This is a genomic window from Actinomycetota bacterium, assembly GCA_036280995.1.
In the GTDB taxonomy this organism is placed as follows: Bacteria; Actinomycetota; CALGFH01; order CALGFH01; family CALGFH01; genus CALGFH01.
The window spans coordinates 1-11,610 of record DASUPQ010000050.1; the positions used below are offsets into that span (position 1 = coordinate 1).

At 74.0% G+C, this 11,610-nt stretch carries 12 protein-coding genes and 1 tRNA gene; 7 read left to right on the forward strand and 6 right to left on the reverse strand.

Features of this window, described 5'->3' with window-relative positions:
• The 5 genes from VF468_01270 to VF468_01290 form a co-directional block, all read right to left on the reverse strand.
• On the reverse strand, positions 1–618 hold the full coding sequence (locus tag VF468_01270; protein HEX5876953.1) for a hypothetical protein: 618 nt from the start codon (positions 616–618) through the stop codon (positions 1–3).
• A 33-nt stretch (positions 619–651) separates the two neighbouring features.
• Complete coding sequence (locus VF468_01275; protein HEX5876954.1) at positions 652–894, reverse strand: hypothetical protein; 243 nt, start codon at positions 892–894, stop codon at positions 652–654.
• A gap of 65 nt (positions 895–959) precedes the next feature.
• On the reverse strand, positions 960–2,168 hold the full coding sequence (locus tag VF468_01280; GenBank protein HEX5876955.1) for an acyl-CoA dehydrogenase family protein: 1,209 nt from the start codon (positions 2,166–2,168) through the stop codon (positions 960–962).
• A gap of 35 nt (positions 2,169–2,203) precedes the next feature.
• Positions 2,204–3,397, reverse strand: a complete 1,194-nt coding sequence (locus tag VF468_01285; protein HEX5876956.1) for an amidohydrolase family protein — start codon at positions 3,395–3,397, stop codon at positions 2,204–2,206.
• Between the two features lie 6 nt (positions 3,398–3,403).
• Positions 3,404–3,487, reverse strand: a tRNA-Leu gene (locus VF468_01290).
• A gap of 134 nt (positions 3,488–3,621) precedes the next feature.
• Between VF468_01290 and VF468_01295 the strand changes: the two genes are divergently transcribed.
• From VF468_01295 to pknB, 7 genes are all read left to right on the forward strand, one after another.
• A complete protein-coding gene (locus VF468_01295; GenBank protein ID HEX5876957.1) occupies positions 3,622–4,389 on the forward strand; it encodes a DUF3662 and FHA domain-containing protein in 768 nt (255 codons plus the stop codon).
• Positions 4,389–4,865, forward strand: a complete 477-nt coding sequence (locus VF468_01300; protein ID HEX5876958.1) for an FHA domain-containing protein — start codon at positions 4,389–4,391, stop codon at positions 4,863–4,865. Before VF468_01295 ends, VF468_01300 begins: the two co-directional genes overlap by 1 nt.
• A complete protein-coding gene (locus VF468_01305; protein ID HEX5876959.1) occupies positions 4,865–6,148 on the forward strand; it encodes a Stp1/IreP family PP2C-type Ser/Thr phosphatase in 1,284 nt (427 codons plus the stop codon). Before VF468_01300 ends, VF468_01305 begins: the two co-directional genes overlap by 1 nt.
• Before the next feature lie 3 nt (positions 6,149–6,151).
• The gene (locus tag VF468_01310) at positions 6,152–7,504 is read left to right on the forward strand and encodes an FtsW/RodA/SpoVE family cell cycle protein (GenBank protein ID HEX5876960.1); all 1,353 of its coding nucleotides are present in this window, start codon (positions 6,152–6,154) and stop codon (positions 7,502–7,504) included.
• Complete coding sequence (locus VF468_01315; protein ID HEX5876961.1) at positions 7,501–8,964, forward strand: penicillin-binding protein 2; 1,464 nt, start codon at positions 7,501–7,503, stop codon at positions 8,962–8,964. Before VF468_01310 ends, VF468_01315 begins: the two co-directional genes overlap by 4 nt.
• Positions 8,964–9,941: a serine/threonine-protein kinase gene (locus VF468_01320; GenBank protein HEX5876962.1), complete on the forward strand. Its 978-nt coding sequence runs from the start codon at positions 8,964–8,966 to the stop codon at positions 9,939–9,941. The genes VF468_01315 and VF468_01320 overlap by 1 nt, the downstream gene beginning before the upstream one ends.
• A gap of 122 nt (positions 9,942–10,063) precedes the next feature.
• Entirely contained in the window at positions 10,064–11,344 is a 1,281-nt protein-coding gene (gene pknB / locus VF468_01325; GenBank protein ID HEX5876963.1) for a Stk1 family PASTA domain-containing Ser/Thr kinase, read from the forward strand.
• 7 nt (positions 11,345–11,351) lie between these two features.
• Here pknB and VF468_01330 read toward each other — a convergent pair.
• A partial coding sequence (locus VF468_01330) for an aminodeoxychorismate/anthranilate synthase component II (GenBank protein ID HEX5876964.1) occupies positions 11,352–11,610 on the reverse strand: 259 nt, incomplete at its 5' end.

Below are 11,610 nucleotides of genomic sequence, written 5' to 3' on the forward strand. Positions count from 1 at the left end.
CTAGCCGACCGGCACGGCCGGGCTGGCCAGCAGCGGCCTGCGCAGCTCGACCTCTTCAAGGGCCTCGACGTAGCTGCGCACGGTGCCGAGCTGGACGGCCATCTCGACCGGCATCTGGCGGTCGGCGGCCCGGGTCTCGCGCTCCGAGGTGAGGTAGGTGAGCTCGGTGAAGCCGGTGCCGTCGGCGTGCTCGGCCACGGTCACGCCGAGGACGTGGGGGGCGCGGTCGTGCAGGGTGCGCTCGACCTCGGCCCGCATGGCGGCCAGGCGGATCGGGTCGGCCAGGCGGCCCTGGACCACGCGGAGGAAGCCCGCATCGCCGGCGTCGCCGGCCTTCATGGTGTGGACCACCGGGCAGTCGTACCAGCGGCCGGGGCCGGCCAGGTGGCGTTCGGCCGCGGACTGCCAGGCGGCCAGCTCGGGCCGGTCGCGGTCGCGGCGGGCCGCCGCCTCGGTGTCGTAGCGCAGCGCCAGGACCAGCTCGCCGCCGTCGCCGATGCCGGCGGTCAGTCGCTGCCAGCCGAGCACCCCGGCGCCGAGCTCGTGGCGCCAGCGGTCGATCTCGGCCAGCGTGGCGGCGCCGTCAACGGCCTCTCCGCGCAGTATCCGGATGAACACGGCGGCTCCCCCCAGGTCGGCGAGCGGCTCAGCCTACCCGGCGCGTCCCGCCGTCTCAATCTCGGGCGCGCGCTCCTCGCGGCGCATGCGCAGGCCGACCACGGCCAGGGCGATCCCGAAGCCGATCGAGACCAGGGCGAGCAGGCTGTGCACGGCCTTGAAGGCGGCGTCGTGGGCGGGGTCGCCGACGATGTTCCAGATACGGGTCGCCCAGACCCAGATCGTCCAGGCGGCCGCGGCCAGGAGCAGGGTCGAGCGGGCACGGAGGGTTCGCATGCCCTCATCCTACGGAATCCAGGGGGTCCGGGGGGCGGAGCCCCCGGGGATTCAGGCGCCGCGCCTCACTGCACCGCCGGAGCCGGTACCCGCGAGGGCTCGTCGAGCCCGAGCGTCCGTGCGATGTTGGTCTTCAGGATCTCGCTGGTGCCTTCGTACAGGCGCATGGCCCGGACGAACCGGGCCCAGCGCTCCACCCCCATCTCGGTCATGTAGCCGTTGCCGCCGAACACCTGGATGGCCCGGTCGGCCACCCTGCCGACCATCTCGGTGGCCACGTACTTGGCCATGGCCGCCTCCTGGCGGCCGTCGGCGCCGGAGTCGAGGCGGGCTGCCAGGTCGTAGACCAGCAGGCGGGCCTGGGTCAGCTCGGCCAGGGTGTCCACGATCATCCCCTGGACGTACTGGTTGGCGCCGATGCGGCGGCCGAACGCCTCCCGCACCTTGGCGTACTCGAGCATCCGCTCGTAGAGGTGCTGGGCGACCCCGACGGCCATGGCGGCGATCGAGACCCGGCCGCCGTTGATCCACCGCATGGCCGAGTAGAAGCCGTAGCCCTCCTTGCCGAGCAGGGCGTCGTCACCGACCCGGCAGTCGGTGAAGACCAGCTCGGCCTGGTGCTCGTCGTACATGGTCCGCTGGCGCCGGCCGACCTCGAACCCGGGGGTGTCGGTGTCGACCAGGAAGCAGCTGATGCCGCCGCGGGCGCCCTTGCCCGGGTCGGTGACGGCGAACAGGATCACGTAGTCGGCCTCGGCCCCGTGGGTGATGAAGTGCTTGCGGCCGTTGATGACCCAGCCGCCGTTGTCGCGCACGGCCCGGGTGCGGATCCTGGTCGCGTCCGAGCCGGCGTCGGGCTCGGTCAGGGCGAAGCAGGCCTCGCGCTCGGCCCGCATGGTCGGCTGGAGGTACCGCTCCTGCTGGGAAGGTGTGCCGTCGAGCAGGATCGGGGTCGGTCCCTCGACGCTCGGGAGCACCCCGCCGGGCATGGCCAGCAGCAGGCCGTGGCGCATGCACTCCTCAACGCAGAGGACCAGGCCGAGGTACCCGACCCCGCCGCCGCCGGCCTCCTCGGGCATGAACAGCGAGTAGTAGCCCTCGGCGGCCGAGCGCTTGCGCAGGGCCTTCTTCTCCTGCTGGAGGGCGGCGAAGGTGCCGGTCTCGGTGATCTCCTGGGCGTAGGTCGCCTCCTTGGGGGCGATCTCCCGCTGGATGAAGGTGCGGATCGCGTCCCGCAGCGCGACCAGCTCCTCGGGCAGTTGCACGACGGTCACCTGACACCACCTCCGCTGCAGACACCGTGTCCAGCCTAGCCCACGCGGCGCCCGTCCTGGAATACGGCGACCGGCCGTTGCAGGGCGGTGATGTCGGCGGCGACGTCGCCGCCGGCGACCAGGACGTCGGCGGCGGCGCCCTGGCGGAGCACGCCGCGGTCGGCAACCCCGAGGAGGTCGGCGGCCTCGGCGGTGGCCGCCCGTACGGCCCGCAGGACCGGCAGGCCGGCGTCGACCATGAACGCGACCTCGCTGGCCACCCCGCCGTGGGGGTTGTCGGGGGTGCCGGCGTCGGTCCCGGCCACGGCCGGCACCCCGGCCTCGACGGCGGCCCGGAACGAGCGCACCTGGGCCTCGGCGGCCGGGCGGGCCCGGTCCTTGATCCAGGCGGGCACGCTCGGCCCGCCCAGGATGCCGTGCGGGGCCAGGAAGGTCGGGGTCAGGCGGGCCCCGGTGCCGAGGAACAGCTCGATGGCGGCCTCGTCGAGGAACATGCCGTGCTCGATCGAGTCGACCCCCGCCCGCAGGGCCGCCGCCACCCCGCCCTCGCCGATGGCGTGGGCGGCCACGGTCAGGCCCAGCCGGTGGGCCTCGGAGACCAGGGCGTCCAGCTCGGGCTGGGTGTAGGCGGGCTCGCGGGGGTCGACGCCCGGGGTGAGCACGCCGCCGGTCGCCACCACCTTGATGCAGCGGGCCCCCATGGCCAGGTTGGCCCGGACCGACGCCCGCATGGCCTCGACGCCGTCGGTGACCCGGCCCAGGTAGGGGATGTGGCCGCCGGTCATGGTCACCGCCGGCCCGGCGGCCACCACCCGCGGGCCGGGGAGCGTTCCCTCCTCCACGGCCTGGCCGACCAGGATCGCCTCGGCCCCCGGGGCGCCCAGGTCGCGGACCAGGGTGACGCCCTGGTCGAGCTGGCGGCGGGCGTTGACCACGGCGGCGATGGTCCGGTCGACCTCGGTCTTGGGCAGGGTGGCGGCCAGGTCGGGCCCGCCGCTGGCCACCAGGTGGACGTGGACGTCGACCAGCCCGGGGAGCAGGGTCGCCCCGGGGAAGTCGAGGGCCGGGAGCCGGTCGGCGCCCTCGGGGAGGCCGGCGGCCGGGCCGGTGTAGGCGATGCGGCCGCCCTCCAGCAGCAGGGCGGCGGCGTCGACGGGCGGGGTGCCGGTGCCGTCGAGGAGGCGCGGCGCGCGCAGCACGACGGGGTCGGGGGTCGCGGGGCCGGTCATGTGAGGTGGGCGAAGGGGGACTTGAACCCCCACGTCCTTGCGGACACAGGAACCTGAATCCTGCGCGTCTGCCAATTCCGCCACTCGCCCGGGGGAATCGAGCGGGGATTGTAGCACGGCCGTGACCACCTCGGCCGGGGAAGCCGCTGGTCACCGGCTAGAGTGGGTACACTGCGGCGAGCCGGTGACCGGACAAGGCAAAGGAGTGCCCGAGGGCTCGGACGATGGGGATCTTGCGGGACTTCGAGCGGCGCCTCGAGGGCGCGGTGGAGGGGCTGTTCGCGCGCGCCTTCCGCTCCGGAGTGCAACCCGTCGAGCTGGGCAAGCGCCTGGTCCGGGAGGTCGAGGACGGGCGCACGGTGGGAGTCAACCGCGTCTACGTCCCCAACGTGTACGTCTACGAGCTGTCTCCCGGTGACCGGGAGCGCTTCGCCGACTATGAGGTCGCCCTGGCCCAGGAGCTGGCCGCGCTGGCCGTGGACACGGCCCGCGAGCGCGACTGGGCCATGCTCGGGCCGGCCCGGATCGAGTTCGAGACGGCCGACGACCTGGAGGTTGGCCGCTTCCGGCTGAGCGGCCGGGTCGACGCCGACGAACAGGAGCGGGACTACGCCGCCGCCCCGGCGGCCCCGGGGGGAGCGCCGGTCGGCCCCCATACGGCGATGCTGCCCGGCCAGCGCCCCCGGCCCAAGGTGGGCGCCCCGGCCAGCCTGGTGCTGGTCCAGGGCGGCCAGCCGATCCGGACCTGGCCCCTGGCCGCCGCCGAGCTCTCCATCGGACGGGCCGAGCAGTCCGACATCCCCCTGGCCGACCCGGGCGTTTCCCGCAACCACGCCCGGGTGGTGCGCGAGGGCGACGACTTCATCGTCGAGGACCTGCGCTCCACCAACGGCACCGAGGTCAACGGCCAGCCGATCCGCCGCCGCCGTCTGGCCAACGGCGACGTGCTCAAGCTGGCCTCCTCGACCCTGCAGTTCCGGCGGGAGGGCTGATGCCCCCGATCTTCCTGCTCCTGGTCAAGATCGCCTTCCTGGTCATCCTCTACCTGTTCGTGTGGCGGGCGGTGCGGGCGGTGACCCTTGACGTGTTCGGGCCGCGGGCCGAGCGCCGCCGGGCCCGCCCGGCCCGGGCGCCCACCCGGCCGGTGCCGCGGACCGGCGGGCCGGGCCGGCCGGCCCGCCGCCTGCCCCGCGAGCTGGTGGTGACCGACGAGGGCGGCCGGCGCACGGTCCCGCTCAAGGAGTCGCTCACGGTCGGCCGGGCGGCCACCTGCGACGTCGCCATCCGCGACACCTACGTGTCCAACGTGCACGCCCGCATCTACCAGCGCGACGGGTCGTGGTGGCTGGAGGACCTCGGCTCCACCAACGGCACCTACATGAACCGGACCCGCGTGCAGCAGCCGACCTCCATCGGCCCTGGCGACGAGGTCAAGATGGGCAAGGCCACCCTGGAGCTGCGCCGCTGATGCGCCTCGTCTTCGCGGCCGCCACCGACGTCGGTCGGATGCGCAAGAACAACGAGGACAGCTACCTCAGCTCCCAGCCGGTGGCCGCGGTCGCCGACGGCATGGGTGGCCACAGCGCCGGCGAGGTCGCCAGCGCCATCGCCATCGAGGAGCTGGCCGCCCTCGGCGGCCGGGGGCCGTGGGAGAACGAGACCGCCGCCACCGACGACCTCAAGCAGGCCATCCTCCGGGCCAACCGGCGCATCCGGGAGATGGCGGCCAGCGACCGCAAGCTCAACGGCATGGGGACCACCCTGGTCGCCCTGCTCGAGGACGGCGACATGGTGCACGTGGCCAACGTCGGCGACTCCCGCGGCTACCTGCTCCGCCAGGGCGAGCTGTCCCAGGTCACCGTTGACCACTCGCTGGTCCAGGAGCTGGTCGACGACGGCCGGCTCTCCCCCGAGGACGCCGAGCGGCACCCCCAGCGGAGCGTCATCACCCGCGCCCTGGGGATCGACCCCGAGGTCGAGTTCGACCTGTTCACCTACAAGCTCCAGGTCGGCGACCGGCTGCTGCTCTGCTCGGACGGGCTCTCGGACGTGGTCGAGCCGGCCCAGATCCGCAAGGTCCTGCTGCGGATCCCCAGCGCCCAGCGGGCCGCCCGGGAGCTGATCGGTGTGGCCAACGAGCAGGGCGGCCCCGACAACATCACCGTGATCGTGGTCGACGCCGTCGACGAGGCGACCGCCCTGGCCGCCGAGGCCGGGGGCGACACCACCGGCGACCTCGACGCCGGGTCGGCCACCGGGGCCCTGCCGCCGGTGGACGCCGTCACCGACGGGGCCCGCGGCCGCGGCGGGCGGGCCGGGCGGGCGGCCCGGGTGGCCGAGGACCGCTCGTTGGCCAAGCACCGGCGCCTGCAGCGGTTCCTGATCGCCGGGATCGTGGTCCTGCTGCTGGCGGCGGCGCTGGTCGCCGGGCGCAGCTTCCTGTTCAGCCGCTACTTCGTGGGGTTCGACGGCGACTCGGTGGCCGTCTTCCAGGGCGTCCCCGGCGACGTGGCCGGGCTCAGCTTCTCGCGCCTGGTCGAGCGCAGCCCCGTCAGCCGGGCCCAGGTGCCGGCCGGCTACGCCGCCCGCCTGGAGGACGGGGTCCAGGCCGACGACCTGGCCGACGCCCGCAGCATCGCCCTGTGCGCCCCGCTGGTGTTCAGCCCCGACGGCTGCACCGGGGCGGTGCCCACGACCACGGCCACCCCGACCACGGCGGCCGCGACCACCACCAGGGCCGCGGGAGGCTGAGGGGTGGAGTCCCGCCGCAACGTCGAGCTGTCCCTGCTGCTCCTGGCCCTGATCCTGTCGGTCGGGGCGTACATGATCGTGGGGCTGGCCGCGGACAACGAGGTGCCGTCGGGCAGCGCCGGCTACGGCGCCACCCTGGCCGGGCTGTTCCTCGGCGCCCACCTGGTGCTGCGCTGGCGGGCCCCCCAGGCCGACCCCATCCTGCTGCCCGGGGCGGCCCTGCTCAACGGCCTCGGCCTGGTCATGGTGCGGCGGCTCGACTACGCCGAGGCGGCCAAGGAGAACTACCGGCCCGAGGCTCCGGCCCAGGCCCTGTGGACGGTGCTCGGGGTGGCCGTGTTCGTGGCCGTGATCCTGGTCATCCGCGACCACCGGGTGCTGGACCGCTACCGCTACTCCTGGCTGCTGCTGGGCGTGGTCCTGCTGGTGCTGCCGGTCCTGCCGGTGCTGGGCCGGGAGATCAACGGCGCCCGGCTGTGGGTCCGCATCGGCCCGTTCTCCGGCCAGCCGGCCGAGGCGGCCAAGATCGCCCTGGTGGTGTTCCTGGCCGCCTACCTGGCCGAACGCAAGGAGCTGCTGGCCACCGCCACCTACCGGGTGGGGCCGTTCCTGCTGCCGGAGATCAAGTACTTCATGCCCCTGCTGCTGGCCTGGGCGGCCAGCCTGTTCGTGCTCTTCTTCGAGAAGGACCTCGGTTCGAGCCTGCTGTTCTTCGGGGTGTTCGTGGTCCTGCTGTACGTGGCCACGGGGCGCTTCTCCTATGTGGCCGCGGGGCTGGGCCTGTTCGTCACCGGCGCGGTGATCGCCTACAACCTGTTCGGCCACGTCCAGACCCGGGTCGCGACCTGGCTGGACGTCTGGGAGTACTACGACGGCCGCGGCTACCAGCTCGCCCAGGGGCTGTTCGCCCTGGCCACCGGGGGGATCCTCGGCCAGGGCTGGAACCAGGGCCGGCCCGACTTCATCCCGTTCGCCTCCACCGACTTCATCTTCGCCGCCTTCGGGGAGGAGCTGGGCCTGCTCGGGGTCACGGCCATGCTGCTCGTCTACCTGCTGATGGTGTTCCGGGGGCTGCGGATCTCCCTGGCCGCCCCCGACGACTTCGGCAAGCTGCTGGCCGTCGGCCTGGTGACCAGCTTCGCCCTGCAGGTGTTCGTGATCGTCGGCGGGGTCACCCGGCTGATCCCGCTCACCGGCATCACCCTGCCGTTCGTGAGCTTCGGCGGCTCCAGCCTGCTGGCCAACTACGCCCTGATCGCGCTCCTGTGCCGGATCTCGGACGAGGGCACCCCGGCCCCGGCCGGCCGCCGCCCGGCCACCCCGGCCGACACCGGGGAGGTGACGGTCGTCCGATGAACCGGCAGATCCGGCGGGTGGCCGTGGTCGTCCTGGTCGCCTTCATGGCCCTGCTCGCCGCCCCCCTCTACTGGCAGGTGCTGGCCGCCGACCGGCTGGCCAACGACGGCCGCAACACCCGGGTGCTGATCAAGGAGTACTCGATCGAGCGGGGACCGATCGTGCTCGCCGACCAGACCCCGGTGGCCGAGTCCAGGCGCTCCCGCCAGCGCGGCGACCCACTCGAGTTCGTCCGCGTCTACCCGAACGGCCCCCGCTACGGCATGGTCACCGGCTTCTACTCGCTGGTCTTCGGCCGCACCCTGGCCGAGCAGGAGTTCAACTCGTTCCTGCTGGGCCGGGCGCCCGAGCAGTTCGGCCAGAACGTGACCGACCTGCTCACCGCCCGCGAGACCCCCGGCGGCACCCTCGTCCTGACCCTCGACAAGGCCACCCAGGCGGCGGCCGAGGGCGCGCTGGGCGGGCGCAAGGGGGCGGTGGTGGCGCTCGACCCCAGGACCGGGGCGGTGCTGGCCATGACCACCTACCCCCGCTACGACCCCAACCAGCTGTCCAGCCACAACCCCGAGGCCATCCGGCGCAACTGGGAGCGGCTGGTCAACGACGAGAACGGGCCGCTGCTGAACCGGGCCGCCGGGGCGCTGTACCCGCCCGGGTCGACCTTCAAGGTGGTCACGGCGGCGGCGGCGCTGGAGAACGGCGTCACCATGGACCAGGAGCTGCCCTCCCCGCCGGTCTACGACGTGCCCCAGACCTCGGCCGACATCCGCAACTTCGGCGGTGCGAGCTGCGGCGACGGCAGCCTGACCCTGACCGAGGCGCTGGAGATCTCCTGCAACACCACCTTCGCCGCCCTCGGGGTCGAGCTGGGCAGCGAGAAGCTGGCCGACGAGGCGGAGAAGTTCGGCTTCAACAAGCCCAGCCCCTACCAGCTCCCGGCGGCCACCAGCGTCATCCCGCGCGACCAGGACGTGCCGGCCACCGCCCAGAGCGCCATCGGCCAGCGCGACGTGCGCGTGTCGCCGCTGCAGATGGCCACCGTGGCCGCGACCATCGCCAACGGCGGGCGGCGGATGGGGCCGTTCGTGGCCCGCCAGGTCGTCTCCGACAGGGGCCGGGTGGTCAAGCGGTTCGAGGGCGAGGACTTCGGCGAGGTGATCCCCGAGGACGTGGCCGCCAACCTCCGCCAGATGATGCTCGGGGTGGTCGCGAACGGCACCGGCCAGGCCGCCCGGATCCCCGGGGAGGAGGTGGCCGGCAAGACCGGTACCGCCCAGCACGCCCGCGGCCGGAACCCCCACGCCTGGTTCATCGGCTTCGCCGGGTCGGGCGACCGGCAGATCGCCGTCGCCGTGGTCGTCGAGGAGGGCGGCGACGCCGGCAGCGAGGCCACCGGCGGCCGCACCGCCGCCCCCATCGCCCAGCGGGTCATGTCCACCTACCTCACGGGCGGGGATTGATGCAGGCCCTGCTGGGGAACCGGTACCGGCTCGGGGAGCGGATCGCCGACGGCGGCATGGGGTCGGTGTACCGCGCGGTCGACGACAACCTCGGCCGGCCGGTCGCGGTCAAGGTGCTGCGGCGGGAGCTGGTCGACGAGCCGGCCTTCCTGGAGCGGTTCCGGCGCGAGGCCCGGGCGGCCGCGGCCGTGTCCCATCCCGGGGTGGCCGGCGTCTACGACTACGGTGAGCTGGACGGCCGGGCGTTCATCGTCATGGAGCTGGTCGAGGGCGAGACCCTGGCCGAGCGGATCGCGGCCAGGGGCCGGCTCCCCTGGCGGGAGGCGTTCGGGATCGGCGAGCAGGTGGCCAGGGCCCTGGCCGCGGCCCACGACCACGGGCTGGTCCACCGCGACGTCAAGCCGGCCAACGTGCTCGTCGGTCCGGGAGGGCGGGCCAAGGTCACCGACTTCGGCATCGCCAAGGCGGCCGCCGCGCTCCCCCTGACCCGGACCGGCATGGTCCTGGGCAGCGCCAACTACGTCGCCCCCGAGCAGGCCCAGGGCGGCGACGTCGGCCCGGCCGCCGACCAGTACTCGCTCGGCTGCGTGCTGTTCGAGGCCGTCTGCGGCCGGACCCCGTACACCGGCGCCAACCCGGTGGCCATCGCCACCCAGCACGTCTCGTCCCCGGTCCCCGACCCCAGCCGGCACCGCCCCGACCTGCCCGCCCCGGCCGCCGCCCTGATCCGCCGGGCCCTGGCCAAGCACCCCGCCGACCGCTTCCCCTCGACCAAGGCCCTGGCCATCGCCCTGGCCACCGCTACCCGGGACCTCCCGGCCGCGCCGGAGCCCCACCCACCCGCCGCCGGGGTCCCCGAACGGGAGGGCAGGCCAGCCACGGTGGACGTGCCCGGGGCCGTCCACAGCCCCCGGAGCCGGCGGAACGGCTCCCGGGGGGCGGGGTGGCGGGGCTGGCCGTGGCGAAGCTCGTCGTGATCGCTCTGCTCCTGCTAGCCTGGCTGCCGAGCAGCGGGCGCCTGGATCCCCCCGACCGGTCGTTCCGGGCATCCGCGAACGGCCAGCCCCACCACCGCCGGCCCCGGCGACGAGGATGACTGATGGCGACGACTCCCCACGTGCTGCTGGACCGCTACGAGGTTGGCCGCCTGCTCGGCGCCGGCGGCATGGCCGAGGTCTTCGAGGGCCGCGACCGGCTGCTCGCCCGCCGGGTCGCCATCAAGGTCCTCCAGACCCAGTTCGCCCGCGACCCCAGCTTCCTGATCCGCTTCAAGCGCGAGGCCCAGGCCGCGGCCAGCCTCAGCCACCCCAACATCGTCGGGGTCTACGACACCGGCACCGAGGACGGCACCCACTTCATCGTCATGGAGTTCGTGGACGGCCGCACCCTCAAGGACGTCATCCGGGCCGAGGGGCCGCTGTACCCCGAGCGCGCCGCCGAGATCTGCGCCGACGTCTGCAGCGCCCTGGTCGCGGCCCACGCCCGCGGCCTCATCCACCGCGACATCAAGCCGGGCAACGTGATGCTCACCCCCGAGGGCAAGGTCAAGGTGATGGACTTCGGCATCGCCAGGGCCACCACCTCGGAGACCATCACCCAGACGGCCGCGGTCGTCGGCACCGCCCAGTACATCTCCCCCGAGCAGGCCCAGGGCCAGACGGTCGACTACCGCAGCGACATCTACTCGGTCGGCTGCTGCCTGTTCGAGATGCTGACCGGCACGGTGCCGTTCACCGGGGCGACCCCGGTGGCCATCGCCTACCGCCACGTCCGCGAGGACCCGACCCCGCCGCGGATGCTGAACCCGGACGTGCCGGCCCCGCTGGAGGCGATCTGCCTGAAGGCGATGGCCAAGCTGCCCGACAACCGCTACCAGACGGCGGCCGAGCTCCACGACGACCTGGAGCGGTTCCGCAACGGCCAGCCGGTGCACGCGACCCCGCTGATGGACTCGGCCGCCACCACCCAGGCGATCCCCCGCGACGGCGGCGCCGACCCGACGGCGATGCTGGGCGGGCCGATCGCGGCCGACCGGGCCACCCGCTACGCCGAGCCCGAGGAGGAGGAGCGGCGGACCTCGGTCGGCTGGATCGTGGTCAGCCTGCTCGCCCTGGTCGCGGTCGGGCTGGCCGCGTTCTTCATCACCCGGGCCCTGACCGGGAACGACACCCCGACGGCGACCACCGTGGCGACGCCGACCACCGCGGCGCCGACCACGCAGACGACCGAGGCCCCGACCACCCAGACCACCGAGGCCCCGACCACCCAGACCACCGAGGCGCCAACCACCCAGACCACCGAGGCGCCGACCACCACGGACGAGCCGACCACCACCGAGGAAGAGCCGACGACCAGCGAGCCGACGACCGAGACGACCTAACGTCCGGTCAGGCGGCCGCCCGGGCCCGGAGCCCGCCGAGCCAGTTGCCCAGGAGCTGGTGACCGGCGTCGGTGAGGATCGACTCGGGGTGGAACTGGACGCCCTCGACCGGGTGGCTGCGGTGGCGCAGGGCCATGACCAGGCCCTGGGCGGTCTCCCCGGTCACCTCCAGCACCTCGGGCAGGCCCTGTCGCTCCACCACCAGCGAGTGGTAGCGGGTGGCCGCGAACGGCACCGGCAGCCCGGCCAGCACTCCCGCGCCCCGG

Coding starts and splice junctions, on each gene's coding strand:
- VF468_01305 (HEX5876959.1), top strand. CDS start 4,865: ATGCGCCTCGTCTTCGCGGCCGCCACCGACGTCGGTCGGATGCGCAAG.
- pknB (HEX5876963.1), top strand. CDS start 10,064: ATGGCGACGACTCCCCACGTGCTGCTGGACCGCTACGAGGTTGGCCGC.
- VF468_01275 (HEX5876954.1), bottom strand. CDS start 894: ATGCGAACCCTCCGTGCCCGCTCGACCCTGCTCCTGGCCGCGGCCGCC.
- VF468_01285 (HEX5876956.1), bottom strand. CDS start 3,397: ATGACCGGCCCCGCGACCCCCGACCCCGTCGTGCTGCGCGCGCCGCGC.
- VF468_01320 (HEX5876962.1), top strand. CDS start 8,964: ATGCAGGCCCTGCTGGGGAACCGGTACCGGCTCGGGGAGCGGATCGCC.
- VF468_01315 (HEX5876961.1), top strand. CDS start 7,501: ATGAACCGGCAGATCCGGCGGGTGGCCGTGGTCGTCCTGGTCGCCTTC.
- VF468_01300 (HEX5876958.1), top strand. CDS start 4,389: ATGCCCCCGATCTTCCTGCTCCTGGTCAAGATCGCCTTCCTGGTCATC.
- VF468_01295 (HEX5876957.1), top strand. CDS start 3,622: ATGGGGATCTTGCGGGACTTCGAGCGGCGCCTCGAGGGCGCGGTGGAG.